The 19,296-nt window shown below is 42.2% G+C and carries 9 protein-coding genes, 2 tRNA genes and 4 rRNA genes; 2 read left to right on the top strand and 13 right to left on the bottom strand.

The genetic code is table 11. From position 1 onward, the window contains the following. Position 1 precedes the first annotated feature (1 nt). From AY601_RS00145 to gap, 7 genes are all read right to left on the bottom strand, one after another. The gene (locus AY601_RS00145; RefSeq protein ID WP_068395004.1) at positions 2–2,101 is read right to left on the bottom strand and encodes a penicillin-binding protein; all 2,100 of its coding nucleotides are present in this window, start codon (positions 2,099–2,101) and stop codon (positions 2–4) included. After that, positions 2,091–2,519 carry an FtsL-like putative cell division protein gene (locus AY601_RS00140; protein WP_068395002.1) on the bottom strand — a complete coding sequence of 143 codons (429 nt, stop codon included), beginning with the start codon at positions 2,517–2,519 and terminating at the stop codon, positions 2,091–2,093. The genes AY601_RS00145 and AY601_RS00140 overlap by 11 nt, the downstream gene beginning before the upstream one ends. Before the next feature lie 3 nt (positions 2,520–2,522). Next, positions 2,523–3,428, bottom strand: coding sequence for a 16S rRNA (cytosine(1402)-N(4))-methyltransferase RsmH (gene rsmH / locus AY601_RS00135; RefSeq protein WP_068395000.1), 906 nt, complete (start codon positions 3,426–3,428; stop codon positions 2,523–2,525). Then, on the bottom strand, positions 3,418–3,885 hold the full coding sequence (gene mraZ, locus AY601_RS00130) for a division/cell wall cluster transcriptional repressor MraZ (RefSeq protein ID WP_041883311.1): 468 nt from the start codon (positions 3,883–3,885) through the stop codon (positions 3,418–3,420). Before mraZ ends, rsmH begins: the two co-directional genes overlap by 11 nt. 189 nt (positions 3,886–4,074) lie before the next feature. Next, on the bottom strand, positions 4,075–5,268 hold the full coding sequence (locus AY601_RS00125; RefSeq protein WP_068394998.1) for a phosphoglycerate kinase: 1,194 nt from the start codon (positions 5,266–5,268) through the stop codon (positions 4,075–4,077). 76 nt (positions 5,269–5,344) lie between these two features. Further along, a complete protein-coding gene (locus tag AY601_RS00120; RefSeq protein ID WP_068394996.1) occupies positions 5,345–5,782 on the bottom strand; it encodes a GNAT family N-acetyltransferase in 438 nt (145 codons plus the stop codon). Further along, positions 5,775–6,767, bottom strand: coding sequence for a type I glyceraldehyde-3-phosphate dehydrogenase (gap, locus tag AY601_RS00115; protein ID WP_068394994.1), 993 nt, complete (start codon positions 6,765–6,767; stop codon positions 5,775–5,777). The genes AY601_RS00120 and gap overlap by 8 nt, the downstream gene beginning before the upstream one ends. A 775-nt stretch (positions 6,768–7,542) precedes the next feature. On the opposite strand from gap, the gene AY601_RS00100 reads away from it, so the two are divergent. Then, positions 7,543–11,244 (top strand): gliding motility-associated C-terminal domain-containing protein, encoded by a 3,702-nt coding sequence (locus AY601_RS00100; protein ID WP_157287629.1) that lies wholly within the window; start codon positions 7,543–7,545, stop codon positions 11,242–11,244. Positions 11,245–11,327: 83 nt separating this feature from the next. Here AY601_RS00100 and rrf (AY601_RS00095) read toward each other — a convergent pair. Then, positions 11,328–11,439: ribosomal RNA gene (rrf, locus tag AY601_RS00095) — 5S ribosomal RNA — on the bottom strand. A 263-nt stretch (positions 11,440–11,702) separates the two neighbouring features. On the opposite strand from rrf (AY601_RS00095), the gene AY601_RS00090 reads away from it, so the two are divergent. Beyond that, positions 11,703–12,965, top strand: coding sequence for an aspartyl protease family protein (locus AY601_RS00090; RefSeq protein WP_068394984.1), 1,263 nt, complete (start codon positions 11,703–11,705; stop codon positions 12,963–12,965). A 139-nt stretch (positions 12,966–13,104) separates the two neighbouring features. On the opposite strand, the gene rrf (AY601_RS00085) is transcribed toward AY601_RS00090, so the two are convergent. The 5 genes from rrf (AY601_RS00085) to AY601_RS00065 all read right to left on the bottom strand — a co-directional run bounded on the left by rrf (AY601_RS00085) (position 13,105) and on the right by AY601_RS00065 (position 18,325). Further along, positions 13,105–13,216: ribosomal RNA gene (gene rrf / locus AY601_RS00085) — 5S ribosomal RNA — on the bottom strand. Positions 13,217–13,372: 156 nt separating this feature from the next. Continuing rightward, positions 13,373–16,252 (bottom strand): 23S ribosomal RNA (locus tag AY601_RS00080). A gap of 226 nt (positions 16,253–16,478) precedes the next feature. Next, positions 16,479–16,552: transfer RNA gene (locus AY601_RS00075), tRNA-Ala, on the bottom strand. Between the two features lie 15 nt (positions 16,553–16,567). Beyond that, a tRNA-Ile gene (locus tag AY601_RS00070) sits at positions 16,568–16,641 on the bottom strand. Positions 16,642–16,803: 162 nt separating this feature from the next. Next, positions 16,804–18,325, bottom strand: a 16S ribosomal RNA gene (locus AY601_RS00065). Together the 16S, 23S and 5S rRNA genes with 2 tRNA genes alongside form the textbook arrangement of a ribosomal RNA operon. Positions 18,326–19,296: the final 971 nt, after the last annotated feature.

The following is a 19,296-nucleotide window of genomic DNA, read 5'->3' as shown; positions in this document are numbered from 1 at the left end:
CTTATTTCAATTCTAATTGTACCAATAATCCACTTCCAATCTTCATCCCCGAAGGAATCGACTGGCTTATTACTTTTCCACTTCCCTTAACCTGCGTTTTTAAACCAGCATTTCCCAAAAGGTATAAGGCATCTTTCAAGCCCATTCCACTTACATTAGGCATCATACCTTTTACAGAACTATATTCCTGATAAACAATCCCATTGCTGGTATCTATACTATTGAAATAGTCAGATTTAGCAGCATAAAGCGCTTTAATTCCCAAGGCATTGTAAACACTTTTCACAGCCTTACTCTGTCCTGCTTTCGCTTCCGGACTTTTAGTGTTTCCAACCAAATGGTCAGTCACATTATTATACATCTGCGCATCACTTGCGTAAATACGGTCTGCAATTTCTTTAAATACCGGTCCTGCAACCGATCCACCATAATACCCATTTTTCGGTCCGTTGATAGAAACCATAATTGAGTACTTAGGCTTATCAGCCGGAAAATATCCACAAAAAGAAGCCTGATAACTTCTCTTCGCTTTATAACCTTTATTACCATCTGCCACCTGCGCAGTACCTGTTTTTCCGGCTACCCTGTAAAACGGCGACCCCATCAGTTTACCAGTACCTTCTGTGACCACGCCTTCCAGCATCGCCTGCAATTTTTTCACTGTTGTTTCAGAACAAACTCTTTCACTGATTACCCTGGCATGAAACTGTTCAATCGGGTTTCCCAACCTTCTGATTTCTTTTACAAAAATTGGCGATATATACTTCCCATCATTGGCGATGGCATTATAAAACGTCAAAATTTGCAGTGGAGTAATCTGCATTTCATAACCATAAGCCATCTGCGCCAAGGTCAAACCACTCCAGGACTTATAAGAAGGATTCTTAATGACCGGTTTTGTTTCCCCTGGAATTTGCAATCCCAGTCTTTCATTCATATGGATCCGATATAAATGATCCGTAAACTGTTTAGGGCTATCTTTATAAGCGGCATAAATAAATTTGGCTACTGCCGTATTTGATGAAACTTCAAATGCCTTTTTAGCAGTTACCACTCCTACGCCCCCATGGGAATCTTTTATATTATGGTTATAAAGCCTGTAAACCCCATTTCCAGTATCCACGATAGTGTTCGTATCGATTTTTTTATCTTCCAGCAAAGCCATATAAGAGGCCAGCTTGAAAGTAGATCCCGGGTCCTGGCTTCCACCAATCGCATAATTGAACATTTCCTTATAAACACCTTCACTCTCCCTGGTAAAATTCGCAACTGCCCTGACTTCACCAGTCGCCACTTCCATCAAAATCACTGTCCCGTGGTCTGCATCACTTTTAATCATTTGCTTCTCTAATGCACTCTGCGCCAGATCCTGCATATTAATATCGATCGTAGAAATAATATCAGCTCCTTCTTTCGGTGCAATTTCAGCCTCATCATTAACCGGCATCCAAACACCACCTGCAATACGCTGTACTAACCTTTTACCACTTTCCCCATTAATATAATTACCGTAAGCACCTTCCAGCCCTACGCCGTTGGAAACGTTTTCATTTTTATACCCAATCGTCCTTTTTGCCAGGTTCTGAAAAGGTAAAATTCTTTTGTTCTGCTGAATAGCCATTAAACCACCACTATACTTTCCAATATTATACAATGGGAAAGTCCTCAATTCCTTGAGCTGCTGATAATTCACTTTACGCTTGATCAATAAATACCTGACACTGTCTGCTCTGGCAGTACGCAGCATACGTGAATATTCTTTTGGCGTTTTATCCAGAAAAAACTGTGAAAGTTTCATCGCCAGAGAATCCACTTTGGCATAAAAAACTTTATTCTCACTAATTCCACCAGCGTACAAGTCCATTCTCAATTCGTACTCAGGTACAGATGTAGCTAACAGGCTTCCATCATTAGAATAAATATTACCACGTGCAGCATCCACATTGATATACTTTGTAGAGAGACTATCGGCCATGGCACGCCATTTATGCCCCTCTACAAATTGTACATCGCATAATCTGACCAATACTGCCACGGCAAGCAGTACAATCAGTCCGAAGGACAGATAAACACGTAATAGTATGTTAGCTCTAATGTTCATCACTATTTATGATAATTTTTTTAGGAGGCTCTGTTAGCTCCTTAATGCCTAACGTATCTACTTTTTTAGCTACTTCCGTTAACTTGCTTTTGAACATTAAATCAGCTTTCAGTGATTTATATTCCCAGCTTAGTTCTTTTACTTCTTTATTTAATTTATCTATATCTCTGATATTTTTAACCGCCATATGGCTGTTTGCGATGTAAAGCATCGTCAACAGCGACAAAAAGATAAGAAAAGGCAACATGGCAGTAGCGGCTTCTTTAGTCACTACGCCATCCACAAAAAGCTTTTTAAAGAAAAGGTTAGCATTTTCAGACTCCTTCTTTTCCTTTTTAGGCTTCTTTAAACGAATTACCGGTTCTTCTGGTAATTCCTCTTCGTCCTCTACCTCATCTGCTCTGAACTGGTTATTCATATCTTAGATTCTTTCTCCAATTCTCAACTTTGCACTTCTGGACCTGCTGTTTCTTTCCAGCTCGTCCTGTTCAGCAATCACTGCTTTACGCGTAATTACTTTATATGGTTTTTCTTCATTCCCAAAGAAATCTTTATCTGCTTCACCTCTGATCTTTCCTTTAGCAATAAAATTCTTTACCGGCCTGTCTTCCAGTGAATGGTAAGACATCACTACCAATCTGCCACCAGGGCTTAATACCTCAGCAGTTTGCAATAAAAAGCTTTCCAGTACTTCGATCTCCGCGTTCACTTCGATCCGTAAAGCCTGAAACACCTGTGCCATGTATTTATTTTCTTTTCCCTTAGGGATGTGTGCACCTGCTGCTGCTTTAAAATCAGCCAGGGTAACAATAGGTTGTCCGGCGCGGGATGTTACCACCGCTCTGGCTAATGATTTCGCATTTTTAACCTCACCATAGATCCCAAATATTTTATGCAGTTTATCTTCAGTATAAGTATTTAAAACAGCAGCAGCAGTGAGCTTGCCTTGTTTATCCATACGCATATCCAAAGAAGATTCGAAACGGGTAGAGAAGCCTCTTTCAGGCTCATTGAACTGATGTGAAGAAACACCAAGGTCAGCCAGAATACCATCTACCTGCTTATAACCTAACAAACGAAGATTATTTTTTAAGAAAGCGAAATTCTGATCAACAAATAAAAAGCGGGGATCATCAATCTTGTTACGCTGCGCATCAGGATCCTGATCAAAAGCGATGAGTACGCCATCTTTGCCCAGTTTAGACAAGATTTCTCTTGAATGGCCGCCTCCGCCAAAAGTAACATCCACATACACGCCATCAGGCTTGATATTCAACCCATCAATACATTCCTGCAAAAGTACTGGCACATGATAATTATTTTCCATCTTCCCCCCTGTTTTTATTTCCCATCACTTCTTCCGCCAGATTTGCAAAATCTTCCGGCTCACTATCCAGTAAATTGTCATAAGCAGTTTTAGACCAAAGCTCTATTTTATCAAACTGACAAGACAAAATTACTTCGCCATCTATACCTGCAAATTCCAATAATGACTTCGGAAGATTGACTCTACCCGAAGCATCCAGCGTCAATTCTGTCGCGCCACGGGTAAAAAACCGAATAAATTCTCTCGTTTTCTTCTCGTATTGGTTCAGTTTACTCAGCTCTTCCACTATGCCTTCCCACACTTTTTTAGGGTAGATCACCAAATGCTTTTCAAAACCTCTGTTTATCACAAGTCCCTCTTGCTCAACGTTTGGCAATTGTTTTTTCAGATTCGAAGGGACCATCATGCGGCCTTTCGTATCCAATTTACAATCAAATTCTCCAAGTAGTTGAACCATTTTAGTATCTACACTTTTTATGTAGTGTAAAAATAGATACTTCTACCACTTTTTACCACAATCTACCACAAAAAAGTTATCAACATAAATTATGCCCCACATTCTACCACTATACATGAAAAAAGGCCACTTAAAAAAGCGGCCTTCAAAAAGGATCGTGATCCTGTGGAAATTTTATTGGTTTTAACCTTATCCGTTAATAGCCTTAACGCCAGGCAGTTCTTTACCTTCCATGTATTCAAGCAAGGCACCACCACCAGTAGAAACATAACTTACTTCATCTTCCAGGTTGAATTTAGCAATTGCAGCAGCAGAGTCACCACCACCAATTAAAGAAAATGCACCATTTTCTTTGGTAGCCGCTACAACTGCATTGGCAACTGCACGTGTACCCTGCTCAAAATTAGCCATTTCGAAAACGCCCATCGGACCATTCCATAATAACGTTTTTGATTTCTTAATCACTTCAGAGAAAAGTTCAACAGACTTAGGACCAATATCTAATCCCATCCAGTCTGCCGGGATATGACCTGCGTCAACATTTTTCTTTTCAGCATTATTGTCAAATTTATCAGCGATAACAGTATCCAGTGGTAAAATGATATTTACACCTTTTGCCTTCGCTTTTTCCAGCAATTGCAAACAAAGCTCCATACGATCTGCTTCCAATAAAGAAGTACCGATTTCACCACCTTGTGCTTTACTGAAAGTATAAGCCATACCACCACCAATAATCAGGTTATCTACTTTTTCAAGTAAGCTCTCAATCAAAAGGATTTTGTCTGATACTTTCGCGCCACCCATAATCGCAGTGAAAGGTTTCTCTGCATTGTTATTGATTTTCTCTGCATTTTTCAGCTCTTCAGCCATCAGATAACCAAAGTATTTTTCTGTTGGAAAAAACTCAGCAATAATTGAAGTAGAAGCATGTGCACGGTGAGCTGTACCAAAAGCGTCATTTACATATACATCGCCTAATTTTGCAAGTTTAGCTGCAAAATCTTTATCTCCTTTTTCTTCTTCTTTGTAAAAACGAAGGTTTTCTAATAACAGAACCTGTCCGGGAACAAGGTTTCTGGCTGCATCAACAGCAGAAGCGCCAATACAATCATCCGCAAATTTAACTTCAAGATCAAGCATTCTTGATAAATCACCTAAAATATGTTTCAGCGAAAATTGATTTTCAGGACCTCCTTTTGGACGGCCTAAGTGTGACATTAAAATTACAGCACCACCATCATTCAAAATTTTAGTGATTGTTGGCAATGCAGCACGCATTCTTTTATCGTCTGTAATATTGAATTCCTTATCCAAAGGCACATTAAAATCTACCCTTACTAAAGCTTTCTTATCCTTGAAATCACATTGGTCAACTGTTTTCATCTTGTATCTAATTTTTAGGTGTTAAAAAAAGTCATGCACATCATCAATGATGAATCACAACCTTCATGTTATAAATTTATTTTTCGGCTATTTGGCTAAACATATCAAAATGCGGGCCGACTCCTGGAATTTCGAATTCCTCAGAAATGACTTCAAACCCTAATCTGCTGTAAAAACCTACAGCAACAGTCCTTGCATTACACCAAATATAAGAAGCATGAACCGATCTCAGCTCATTGATTGCAAAATTTATTAATGCTGCACCAAAACCACGCCCTGTATAAGCCGGATCGGTAGCCATAGCACGCAATCTGAAACCTCCGTCGCCTTTTTCTTTATAATTTTCGGGTATAAATGTACCGATAGAAACCAGCTTATCCTCTTCAAAACAACCCAGATGGAACCCATTGTCTATCGCATCAGTAGCCAGACCACAATCTGCCAATGGTCTGTTGCCCCATAACACTGTACTTCTAAGATGCAGTGTCTCTGCCGGAGAGATCCTTCTAATCATGACTTGCTGAAATTTTAAGAACCAAGTCTACCAGTCTTGCGGAATAACCGGACTCATTATCATACCAGCCCACCACTTTAACCAGATCTCCAACAATAGACGTAAGCTGCGCATCAAAAATACAAGAGTGCTGATTATCCAGGATATCTACTGAAACAATCGGGTCTTCTGTATATTCCAGTACAGCTTTCATTTCATTTTCAGCAGCTGATTTAAAAGCTGCATTAATTTCTTCTATCGTGGCTTTCTCCTTAAGAATACAAGTAAAATCAGTCAATGACCCGTTTAATACCGGAACACGGATTCCTGCTCCTCCCAATTTACCTTCCAGATGCGGAAAAATATTGGTGATTGCTTTTGCAGCTCCTGTACTGGTAGGAATAATCGAAGCAGAAGCAGCTCTTGCTCTTCTTAAATCTTTATGTGGTGCATCATGCAGGTTCTGATCACCAGTCATGGAATGTATAGTAGTTATATAACCATCAAGAATCCCCCATTTATCATCGAGGATCTTGACCATTGGTGCTACATTATTCGTGGTACAGGAAGCGTTAGAAATAATCTCTGCACTCAAGTCCAGTACTGAATCATTAACTCCCAGTACGAACATAGGAATGTCTTTATCTGCCGGGGCAGAGATGAGTACTTGTTTTGCACCTGCCAGTAGATGTTTGCCTGCACCTGTTCTGGTTGTAAATTTCCCAGTAGATTCCAGTACAATATCTATATCCAAAGCTTTCCAGGGTAGATTCTCTGGTTGGGCTTCGCGGTAAACGTTAATTCGTTTTCCGTTAATAATCAGCGCTTCCTGATCAAAGGTTACTTCACCCTTAAAACCACGGTGAACCGTATCATATTTAAACAGATGTGCTAAAGTTGCCGGATCACCAAGATCGTTTATAGCGACCACATTGATATTTTTTTCCAGTGCAGTCCGTAAAAATACACGTCCTATCCTACCAAAACCATTAATTGCTAATTTCATTTCATTTTCAATTGACGGAACAAAACTAGCTATATTCTTTGGGCTTAACTTATGATATTTTATTGTTTTACATCCAGTTCATAGAGTGGCTGAATGATAAGGGTTTAAAATCGCGGGCATGACAGAGATAGTAACTATTGACCCTGTTAAAACAGCTGATGTCTTCGTAAATTAATACTATAAAACAGCCAATCATGGAGCAGCCGAAAACCTGAAAAAGAGTAGGCATAATTAAAGTTTTCTGATCTCTTTTTGATTTATAAAAGAATCGTTTATTATGGCAAAAGCATGGTATATATATGACGGGTCTGGTAGTCCGTTTTCAAGTAATAGTTATACTCTTTATAATTTTTCTGATCTTAATGCTGTTCCACCTTGTCCAAATGGATGTAAACTGTTCGCAATTAAATCAACGACTAGCAGCGGTGGGTTTCCTATAAGACCAATAGCCCCTTTATCCAGTAACATACAAGCTTATCTTACGACTTTTTTCATAGCACAAGAGACACAACCAAATGTAACTGATCCATATATTCTGGGTAAGAAACCTTGCTGATTACGATGCAACCGAAAACTCTGGAAAAACCAGGCACTGAAATAAATGATTTGACATATCTTATTGATTCTATTCAGGGTTTTAAGTTGCTATAATGTTTTAGTTTTTCCATAAAAATAAATACATATATATCTGTAAATGAATTTGTTAATAAAATATTGTAATCATAAATTTTATCATTAATTTCATTCAAAATCTGATTGATACGCTCAATAAAGAATGAAAAGAATATCTCTACTTTTAGTGCTGTTTTTTTTATGCTCAGCATTACAGGCACAAACTTGTGGCACACCGGGTCTGGATGGACCTGTAAATGTTTCCAGTTCAATTAATACTTATTTCCCACCGCAAGGAAATATAAATTTACCAATGGGGGCAAAAAGTATCTTGCTCGCTCCTGTACCTGCAAATGATATTTATGGCAATAATTTTGGCATTACTCCTATCAGTGCCGGAGATATGTTATTAATTATTCAAATGCAGGATGCAGTCATAAATTTCACAAATGATGCCTTTTATGGTTCCAATGATGACAAATCAGGGTATGATGGACTTGGTGGCACAGGGTACATCAGTCTGGATAATAGTGGCAAATTCGAATATGTGATTGCGACTAACGCTGTTCCACTTAGCGGTGGCATTTTAACCTTTAGGGGGATTGGTGCAACAAAAGGAATCGTTAATAGCTATACAAACGCTCCAGCTGTCTCTGACCGCGGAGCAAGGACATTTCAGATTGTCAGGATTCCTCAGTATTCTAACCTTACTTTAACTAAAGATATCAAAACTCCGCCTTTTAATGGAAAGGCAGGAGGAATTATTGCATTTGACGTGTCTGGAACCATGAACTTTAATGGATTTCAGGTAGATGCTTCTGCAAGAGGCTTTCGCGGCGGATATGGACCAGCTACCGGTGTAAGCCAAAACTTAGCTGCATTATATGTTACCCTTTCCACCGACTACCGCGCCTCTTGCAAAGGAGAAGGTATAGCTGGAACACCCCGGTACATGTGGGATGGCTTTAATCAGGTTGACAACCAAGTTGAGGGGTTGCCTATGGGATCCTATGGTAAAGGTGCTCCCGGTAACGCAGGTGGTGGTGGAAATGAATTTAATGCTGGCGGTGGCGGTGGTGCAAATGGCGGTGCTGGCGGCTTGGGTGGCAATGGCGTTTCCTCTCTCAATGCTCCCGGCTCTTTTCCAAATGGTGGAAGACCAGGATCAGTGAACTATGATTTGCTAAAGCCAGAGTTGAGCAGGCTGATTATGGGAGGTGGAGGTGGAGCCGGTCAGGCTGACAATGCGCTGGATGGTGTAAAAGGTGGAGTTGGTGGTGGGATTATCCTGATTAATGTTGGCCGGATAACGGGGACCGGAGAAATCAAGGCAAACGGAAGCAATGGAAAGATTGGACTGTTCAATAGCAATGCTGACGGAGCAGGTGGTGGTGGTGCAGGAGGTACAGTATTCATCAAAGTTACTGATCCTGACCCATCGGCCTTATTTAAAATTCAGGCCAATGGAGGGAATGGAGGGAGTACAACATCTGACAGCGGTGGTGCGCACGGCCCCGGTGGTGGCGGTGGTGGTGGTGAAGTATTTCATTCTCTTCCACCCTCAACAGTTAATGTAACTGTAAATAAAGGTATCGCCGGTTTCTTAGACTTGACAGGACATGATTTTGCCACCGATGGACAGAATGGACATGAAGTTCCTTTTTTAGTGCCAGATCTTCCTGATTATTTACAAGGTGGAGGAACTGTGTGTTATCCCGAACTCAACACAGTAATAGCAAAGGTCAGCCCTAATGAGGTTCATTATCCAGGAGATCTGGTAAGCTATCAGATTAAAACAAGCAATTTTCCCAATGGAGGAAATGCTGGCGGCGTACAAGTTAAGGTACAACTTCCCACTGGTTTTTCATATAATTCAGCAACCGTAACTTATACCGGAGATGCTGGTGGGCCAATCAGTATTAGTAATTTTAATAGCGATGACAACATACCTGTATTCGGATATTTTAACATTTCTCCGGGCGATACGGTTTTGATCACACTTACAGCGCGGATTAATTGCGGTACTTCAGTTGGAGTTTATAAAAGTAATGCACAAGTACAGTACTTAGACCCTACACGCACCATTGCGAATACTAATCGCAGAATAAGTCCGTTGATAAATTCTTTTCCAGGCAGCAATACTTCTTATGAAACAGGCACTGCCGGAACAGTGCCAGGAAGCAATTATAGTGGTCAAATCTCAATTTCCGGGGATGTAATGATAGGAGTACCAGATGTAAGCAACAATAAGATTAAGTCTCCGTCGAATACGACATTTTGTATCGAAGGAATTCCTGATCAACTAGAAGGAGCCCCAATAATAACAGGAGCAGGCTCTTATACTTACCAATGGCAATCTTCTCCAGATGGAATTACTTACCAGGATATAGCTGGTGCCGTGGCGAAAGACTATAAACCCGGATTAATTCAGCAAACCATGTACTACCGTCGTGCTATAGCTCATTCAGGCTGCATTATCACACAAGTTACCAGTAATATCGTTAAGTTCGATGTAATTATGCCAGTAGATAAAGTGGATTTTGAGATGCCGGACATTTGTTTGAAAGACGCTGCTGCAAAATTCACCAATCAAACCATAACTGCCAATGATGCTAATACCCAGATTACTTATTTATGGGATTTTGGAGATCCTGGTTCGCCGAACCCAACTTCTACAGAAAGAGACGGGCAGCATATTTATACCCATACAGGAGAATACCTCACCCAACTGACCGTGTTCAGAAATGGATGTGGACGGACTATAGAAAAAACATTCCGCGTAAACGGCATTGCCCCCAAAGCTGACTTTACGGTGCAGAACAATACGGCGTTTTGTAGTGATAGGGAGGTGTTATTTGAAGATCATGCAACAGTAGATTTCGGACAGATCACCCGTATTGACTGGTATTATGATTCGGAAAATAATCCTTTGGTTGTAGAAACAGATAACAACCCACAATTACGGCTTGCCGCACCAAGGTTATACAAGCATCTTTACCCCGTATTTAATACTCCTGCGACTAGAGTATTCAAAGTACGAATGGTTGTTTATTCTGGGCTTTCCTGCATCGATGAACGAACTATTCCGATTACTTTACTCGCTGTGCCCAATGTGGTTTTTGATGCATTACCAGCAACAATATGTAGTTCAGCCTCTCCATTTCAGTTAACCCAGGGCAGAGAGATTTCTGGTTTACTACCAGGCAAGGGTATTTATTCCGGCGACGGAGTCAGTACTTCCGGCCTGTTTGATCCTGCGTTGGCAGGTGCAGGAAAACATACTATAACTTATTCATTTATGCCAGATAATGGTTGTTCTTCAGTAGCCAAAACACAGGATATTATGGTTTTTGGTACTCCGACTGTAAACGCCGGGAAAGACCAAACCGTTTTGGAAGGTGGAGAAGTACAATTGACAGCAGCAGTAACTGCTTCATCCTATTTAAGCTTAAGCTATAAATGGAGCCCATCGACTGGTCTGGACAGGGATGATATACCTAATCCTGTCGCATCACCTTCACGCGATGTTACCTATCAATTGACAGTAACAACGTCACAGGGATGTTCCGCTACAGATGATGTATTTATATATGTGCTACAGAATCCGGAAATCCCCAATACTTTTACGCCAAATGGGGACGGTATTAATGATGAATGGAATATTAAATATTTGAGCAGTTATCCACAGGCCACCATCAATGTATTCAATAGATATGGCGGAAAAGTGTATAGTGGAACTGGTGCTGCAAAGAACTGGGATGGAAAATATAACGGTGAATATGTGCCGGTAGGGGTGTATTATTATTTAATAGATCCTAAAAATGGAAGAAAAGTCCTTTCAGGTTCTTTAACCGTGTTAAGATAAAAAGCATATAGATATGCCCTAAAATAAAATATCATAACCAAGAACCAAGAAAAGCCTGCAGTTTCCTACAGGCTTTCTTTAAGATTTGGCACCGACCTACTCTCCCACGTGTTACCGCAGTACCATCGGCTCTGGTGGGCTTAACTTCTCTGTTCGGAATGGGAAGAGGTGGACACCACCGATATAGACACCTAAATATTTTTGAACAGTCCTGCTTAAAGCAGTTCATGTTTTTATGTCTTATTGATGGCTCAAAGATAGCTAAAAATATCAATTAACCCTACAAATAACAAATTATTCTGCCCTTAGCTTAACAATTATTTTTTGTATATTTAATATAAAGAATTTCTAACCAAATATACTTCTTGTCCCTAAGCTTAGCGTTCCCCGGCTTTCACTGAGGTGATCTGCCTTATAGTTTTCAAAAAGCATATTTTCTGGAAATTATAACCCGTACCATGATGATCCAAAGACGCTCCAGGAAAATTAGCTGTGCTAAGTTATTGCTTACCGGAGGCGTATTGTTATACCTGCTGCTTGTACTAGCTCCTCTTGTTCATGCGCAAAGATTTGAGTTCAGCGGAAACCGTAAAAAACAGTCAATTCCTTTTATATTAGTCAAAAATCTCATCATTATTCCTGTTTACATTAATGGAAAAGGCCCTTACAATTTTCTATTAGACACAGGTGTAGCACAAATGATTATTACAGACACCACTTTTCTGGATAATCTGGATCTTAAAAGTGCCAAGACCGTAAAGGTTCAAGGCTACGGATTTGGTGATAACATTGAAGCTGTTTTAACCAGAAATGTTAGTGCCAAAGTAGGCAAAGCCATCATTAAGAGTATTCCTACAGCAATCTTTAAAAAGGACATCTTCGATTTGTCGAATTATCTTGGTATTAAAATTTACGGCATCCTTGGCTACTATTTCTTTAACAGTTTTAAAGTAAAAATCAATTATTATACTAACAAGCTTACTTTTTATGCTCCTGATGCTAAAATAGAGCTTAAGGGAAACAGGATCCCGATTCAGATTACGGGTGGGAAACCTTATTTGACCACACAAATAAAGACAGATGATCTGGGCGATATAGAAGTTGATCTGCTTATTGATAATGGCTCCAGCCACCCGCTGATGATGGAATCTTTGCATGATAAACCCTTCCCCTTACCTGCAAAAACCATTTATGCTAACCTTGGTGTTGGGATTAACGGTATCATCAATGGCTCGATGGGCAGGATCTCAGCTATTAAGCTTGGAACATATACATTCAACGAAGTACTGACAGGGTTTCCAGAATATAACATTGGGCGTTCTACGATGGAAGGAAGAACAAGGAATGGTAGCCTGGGTTCTGATATACTACGGCATTTCATAGTTACTTTTGATTATACCGGTGGATTTTTATACCTGAAGAAAAATAATAATGACGTTCCAAAGTTCGAGCATGACATGTCTGGTCTTGAAATTTATGTGATACAAGGTATCAAAGACCGCTATTATATTGGCAGAATTGAAGTTGGATCTCCCGCGGAGGAAGCTGGGTTACAGGTAAATGATGAAATTACAGCTATAAATTTTGTGGGTGTAGTACATTATAAGCTTAATGAATTGACAGAAATACTGAAGGATCGCAATGGGAAACAGTTATTGATGGAAATATACAGAGCTGATGATAAGCATGTTATGCTGCTTAGATTAAAAAAGCGGATTTAGAATTACGCGGCAGAAATCTCATCAATAGCTGCAATGCTTATTTACAAAAAAGAGATCAATGCCAAAAAAGCTGCAGCGCTGATTCACAAAAAGTCTGTAAACAAGAAAAGCCTGCAGTTTCCTACAGGCTCTCTTTAAGATTTGGCACCGACCTACTCTCCCACGTGTTACCGCAGTACCATCGGCTCTGGTGGGCTTAACTTCTCTGTTCGGAATGGGAAGAGGTGGACACCACCGATATAGGCACCTAAATGTCTTTATCCAGCTTTTGTTTGATCGCTTTCTACAGCGATTGCTCGATTGATATTGTAATGGTCTGCTAACTTTGCCATTTATGGACTCAGCTATCAAACGATGACATATTATTGAAAGAAGTTAGTTATGAAGAACAAACAACAGTTTATTGCTCTTGAAAGCTTCGGATGATTAGTATTACTCGACTATGCTGTCACCAGCTTTACATCTGTAACCTATCAACGTAGTAGTCTGCTACGGTCCTATATGGAATTCTCATCTCGTGGCTAGTTTCGCACTTAGATGCTTTCAGCGCTTATCTATTCCCAACGTAGCTACTCTGCAATGCCCCTGGCGGAACAACAGATTCACTAGAGGTTAGTCCAACCCGGTCCTCTCGTACTAAGGTCAGCCCCACTCAAAATTCCTACGCCCACAACAGATAGGGACCGAACTGTCTCGCGACGTTCTGAACCCAGCTCGCGTGCCACTTTAATCGGCGAACAGCCGAACCCTTGGGACCTTCTCCAGCCCCAGGATGTGACGAGCCGACATCGAGGTGCCAAACCTCCCCGTCGATATGAGCTCTTGGGGGAGATCAGCCTGTTATCCCCAGCGTACCTTTTATCCTTTGAGCGATGGCCCTTCCATGCAGAACCACCGGATCACTATATCCGTCTTTCGACCCTGCTCGGCTTGTCTGCCTCACAGTCAAGCAAGCTTATGCTATTGCACTCCTCATACGGTTACCAAGCGTATTGAGCTTACCTTTGAAAGCCTCCGTTACCTTTTTGGAGGCGACCACCCCAGTCAAACTACCCATCAAACAATGTCCCCCCCGAAAGGGGTTAGACACCGAATACAAAAAGGGTGGTATTTCAACGTTGACTCCACAACACCTAGCGATGCCACTTCATAGTCTCCCACCTATCCTACACATCCTGTATCCAATGTCAATGTTAAATTGTAGTGAAGGTGCATGGGGTCTTTCCGTCCCGTTGCGGGTACCCGGCGTCTTCACCGGGACCACAATTTCACCGAGCTCATGGCTGAGACAGCGCCCAGATCGTTACACCATTCGTGCAGGTCGGAACTTACCCGACAAGGAATTTCGCTACCTTAGGACCGTTATAGTTACGGCCGCCGTTTACTGGGGCTTCGATTCAATGCTTCTCCTTACAGATGACATCCCCTCTTAACCTTCCAGCACCGGGCAGGTGTCAGGCCTTATACTTCATCTTTCGATTTTGCAAAGCCATGTGTTTTTGTTAAACAGTCGCCTGGGCCTTTTCACTGCGGCTGACATTGCTGTCAGCGCCCCTTCTCCCGAAGTTACAGGGCCATTTTGCCGAGTTCCTTAGCCATGATTCACTCGAGCACCTTAGAATTCTCTTCCCGGATACCTGTGTCGGTTTGCGGTACGGGTTTTTATAACCTGAAGCTTAGCGGTTTTTCTTGGAAGTCTGATTACCTGCGCTATCCACTTACCCGAAGGCTTGCGGTACTATCGACCTTCAGCTAGAGTGGCGGATTTGCCTACCTCTCCAATACCTACAGTCTTTAACGATCTATTCCGTCAGATCGCGGCAGTGTCACTACTCCGTCCCCACATCGCAGTTATAAAAAGTACTGGAATATTAACCAGTTGTCCATCGAATTTCCCCTTCGGGTTCTCCTTAGGCCCCGACTAACCCTGATCCGATTAGCGTTGATCAGGAAACCTTATCCTTTCGGTGGGCAGGTTTCTCGCCTGCCTTATCGTTACTTATGCCTACATTTGCTTTTCCAGAAGCTCCACCACAACTTACGTCATAACTTCGCTGCCGCTGGAATGCTCCCCTACCGTAATATTTAATATTACCCATAGCTTCGGTGTACTACTTTATGCCCGTTTATTATCCATGCACGATCGCTCGACTAGTGAGCTGTTACGCACTCTTTAAATGAATGGCTGCTTCCAAGCCAACATCCTAGCTGTCTAGGCAATCGCACCTCGTTAGTTCAACTTAGTAGTAACTTGGGGACCTTAGCTGATGGTCTGGGTTCTTTCCCTCTCGGCCCGTGACCTTAGCACCCCGGGCCTCACTGCAGTGTATATTTATTAGCATTCGGAGTTTGTCTGGATTTGGTAGGATTTGACTCCCCCGCACCCAATCAGTAGCTCTACCTCTAATAAACTTTACCACCACGCTGTTCCTAAAAACATTTCGGGGAGTACGAGCTATTTCCCAGTTTGATTAGCCTTTCACCCCTACCCACAGATCATCCGGAAACTTTTCAACGTTTATCGGTTCGGTCCTCCAGTACGTGTTACCGCACCTTCAACCTGTCCATGGGTAGATCACAAGGTTTCGCGTCTACCTCCCCTGACTATACGCCCTATTCAGACTCGCTTTCGCTTCGGCTGCGTGTCTTAAACACTTAACCTTGCCAGAGAAGAGTAACTCGTAGGCTCATTATGCAAAAGGCACGCCGTCACGCCACCTGGACGCTCCGACCGCTTGTAAGTACACAGTTTCAGGTTCTATTTCACTCCCCTGTTCGGGGTTCTTTTCACCTTTCCCTCACGGTACTGGTTCACTATCGGTCTCTCAGGAGTATTTAGCCTTACCGGATGGTGCCGGCAGATTCCCACAAGGCGTCTCCGACCTCGCGGTACTCAGGATACTACTAGACTAATGTTACTTACGTGTACGCGGCTCTCACGCTATTTTGCCAGGCTTCCCATCCTGTTCCACTTCATTTCATTAATGCCATATCGTAGTCCTACAACCCCAGATATGCCGTAACATAACTGGTTTGGGCTCTTTCCCGTTCGCTCGCCACTACTTAGGAAATCATTATTATTTTCTCTTCCTCTGCTTACTTAGATGTTTCAGTTCGGCAGGTTTGCGCATCGTAATGCGACTAGTCTTCAACTAGCCAGGTTTCCCCATTCGGAAATCTCCGGATTAATTCATATTTGCTAATCCCCGGAGCTTATCGCAGCTTATCACGTCCTTCATCGCCTCTGAGAGCCAAGGCATCCCCTGTGTACTCTTTCTTACTTTCTTCTCTCCATAGCCTTTTGCGCCTATGGAAATGCTTTTTTATTCTGTTATTAACCTTACAGTTCCATTTTGTGTACAAGTACACTAGTAGTTCCTTCAAGCTAACAACGTCTCTATTGTTGTTTGCTCTTCTTTATTAACTTCTTCCAATATGTCAAAGAACTTTATTGTCCCAACGCTTTTAAGGCGTCTATTTCCTGTAGCTTTTATCTTAACTACGGGCCAATCGTGGAGAATAACGGAGTCGAACCGTTGACCTCCTGCGTGCAAGGCAGGCGCTCTAGCCAGCTGAGCTAATCCCCCTTAGAATATATAATGTAGTCCCGAGCAGATTTGAACTGCTGACCCCTACATTATCAGTGTAGTGCTCTAACCAACTGAGCTACGGGACTAAATGTCTTTACTTTCAGTAGGCGAACAACTATATGTGATGTTTCATCCTATGGGTTTTTCTTGTTGAGATTTATTGTCATTTACTTATATACTTAGTTACTCTATGTGTTAGAGTTTCATTGGTATATCATTTACGCAGCGAGTAATCTGTCTTACTCCAGAAAGGAGGTATTCCAGCCGCACCTTCCGGTACGGCTACCTTGTTACGACTTAGCCCCAGTTATCGGTTTTACCCTAGGACGCTCCTTGCGGTTACATACTTTAGGTACCCCCAACTTCCATGGCTTGACGGGCGGTGTGTACAAGGCCCGGGAACGTATTCACCGTATCATTGCTGATATACGATTACTAGCGAATCCAACTTCAAGAGGTCGAGTTGCAGACCTCTATCCGAACTGTGAATGGCTTTTGGAGATTTGCTTGCTGTTACCAGCTTGCTGCCCTCTGTACCATCCATTGTAGCACGTGTGTAGCCCCGGACGTAAGGGCCATGATGACTTGACGTCGTCCCCTCCTTCCTCTCTGTTTGCACAGGCAGTCTGTTTAGAGTCCCCACCTTAACGTGCTGGCAACTAAACATAGGGGTTGCGCTCGTTGCGGGACTTAACCCAACACCTCACGGCACGAGCTGACGACAGCCATGCAGCACCTAGTTTCGTGTCCTTGCGGACTCATCTATCTCTAAATGATTCACTAACTTTCAAGCCCGGGTAAGGTTCCTCGCGTATCATCGAATTAAACCACATGCTCCTCCGCTTGTGCGGGCCCCCGTCAATTCCTTTGAGTTTCAATCTTGCGACCGTACTCCCCAGGTGGAATACTTAACGCTTTCGCTTAGCCGCTAACTGTGTATCGCTAACAGCGAGTATTCATCGTTTAGGGCGTGGACTACCAGGGTATCTAATCCTGTTTGATCCCCACGCTTTCGTGCCTCAGCGTCAATTTAACCATAGTAAGCTGCCTTCGCAATCGGTGTTCTGTGACATATCTATGCATTTCACCGCTACTTGTCACATTCCGCCTACCTCTAGTTCATTCAAGCTCTTCAGTATCAAGGGCACTGCGATGGTTGAGCCACCGTCTTTCACCCCTGACTTAAAAAGCCGCCTACGCACCCTTTAAACCCAATAAATCCGGATAACGCTTGGATCCTCCGTATTACCGCGGCTGCTGGCACGGAGTTAGCCGATCCTTATTCCTTCGGTACATTCAGCTACTTACACGTAAGCAGGTTTATTCCCGAATAAAAGCAGTTTACGACCCAGAGGGCTGTCTTCCTGCACGCGGCATGGCTGGTTCAGAGTTGCCTCCATTGACCAATATTCCTTACTGCTGCCTCCCGTAGGAGTCTGGTCCGTGTCTCAGTACCAGTGTGGGGGGTCATCCTCTCAGATCCCCTAGACATCGTGGTCTTGGTGGGCCGTTACCCCGCCAACTAACTAATGTCACGCATGCCCATCTTAATCCTATAAATATTTGATCATTGCACAATGCTGTGCTGTGATTTTATGCGGTGTTAATCCGAATTTCTTCGGGCTATCCCCCTGATTAAGGTAGGTTGCATACGCGTTACGCACCCGTGCGCCACTTTCCTCCTTAGCAAGCTAAAGAGTATCGTTCGACTTGCATGTATTAGGCCTGCCGCTAGCGTTCATCCTGAGCCAGGATCAAACTCTCCATTGTAAAATGTTATGTTTGAACACTGACCATTCTTAACTTGTATTAATAATAGTCTTATTCTTATTTGTCTGTCAGAACAGACTTAAAAAACTCGCGCGGTTCATGTACTTTGAACTTGTACGTGTTTACCTCGCTACGTTTGTAAATGACATCTCTTTAATGAACTTCTCGGCAGCACCTCACGGTTGCCTTTTATATGTTGCAATGAATTGCTTTGCAGCGCCTCATCGTTTCAGTCTTGTTAGTATCGCCTTGTCAACATCCGTTGTAAAGCTTCCCGTTTTTGTTGGGACTGCAAAGGTAGAAATCTTTTTCGTTCTGTCAAGCTTTTTCTTTTTTATTTTTAGAAAGTTTTAATTCCTTTCTGAAGCTTAACAACAACCTCTACTTTACATCCTTTCAATCTTCTTCAATGTATCCTTTTCACTGTTTCCCTTCCTCCGAAGCGGGATGCAAAAGTAGGAAAATTATCCCATCCGCCAAACAATAATGCACTAATAATTGTATACATCCCCTAACTGCATGATTTCCAACACGAAATACTTCAAACTAAATCCAACCGCAGCACCAACCAACCAGGATTGCAGTTTCAAATCCCTTAAAAACCTTTACAGGCCATAGCTATTGCCACTTCAAACGGCTAAAAAATAGTACAAGCCCAACCAGGCCTGGCTTTAAAACATCACTGTAATACTATATAAAACAGGTAAAAAATCAAAACATGGCCTCGGGCACAAGAACAGGTGTTGAAAAGGGGTCAAATAGTGCCTTGGAATGACCTTGGGATGAGGTTGGAATGACGTTGGAATGACCTTGCAATGACCACAGTCATTCTAACCTCATCCCAACCTCATTCCAAGATCGTTTTAATACACTACAGTAGCACTTCTCTTCTATAACTGTACTGGATTCGCTTGAGCTGACCGGTTATTTTACTGCTTTTATTTGACCTCACCTCCCTTACCGGCTAATTT

The sequence above is a fragment of the Pedobacter cryoconitis genome (genome assembly GCF_001590605.1).
In the GTDB taxonomy this organism is placed as follows: Bacteria; Bacteroidota; Bacteroidia; order Sphingobacteriales; family Sphingobacteriaceae; genus Pedobacter; species Pedobacter cryoconitis_A.
This window is presented reverse-complemented; position numbering and strand designations above follow the sequence as displayed.

Bases quoted from the DNA above. Each gene is read 5' to 3' on its own strand.
- AY601_RS00145 (WP_068395004.1), bottom strand. From the start codon at position 2,101: ATGAACATTAGAGCTAACATACTATTACGTGTTTATCTGTCCTTCGGA.
- AY601_RS00140 (WP_068395002.1), bottom strand. From the start codon at position 2,519: ATGAATAACCAGTTCAGAGCAGATGAGGTAGAGGACGAAGAGGAATTA.
- rsmH (WP_068395000.1), bottom strand. From the start codon at position 3,428: ATGGAAAATAATTATCATGTGCCAGTACTTTTGCAGGAATGTATTGAT.
- mraZ (WP_041883311.1), bottom strand. From the start codon at position 3,885: ATGGTTCAACTACTTGGAGAATTTGATTGTAAATTGGATACGAAAGGC.
- AY601_RS00125 (WP_068394998.1), bottom strand. From the start codon at position 5,268: ATGAAAACAGTTGACCAATGTGATTTCAAGGATAAGAAAGCTTTAGTA.
- AY601_RS00120 (WP_068394996.1), bottom strand. From the start codon at position 5,782: ATGATTAGAAGGATCTCTCCGGCAGAGACACTGCATCTTAGAAGTACA.
- gap (WP_068394994.1), bottom strand. From the start codon at position 6,767: ATGAAATTAGCAATTAATGGTTTTGGTAGGATAGGACGTGTATTTTTA.
- AY601_RS00100 (WP_157287629.1), top strand. From the start codon at position 7,543: ATGAAAAGAATATCTCTACTTTTAGTGCTGTTTTTTTTATGCTCAGCA.
- AY601_RS00090 (WP_068394984.1), top strand. From the start codon at position 11,703: ATGATGATCCAAAGACGCTCCAGGAAAATTAGCTGTGCTAAGTTATTG.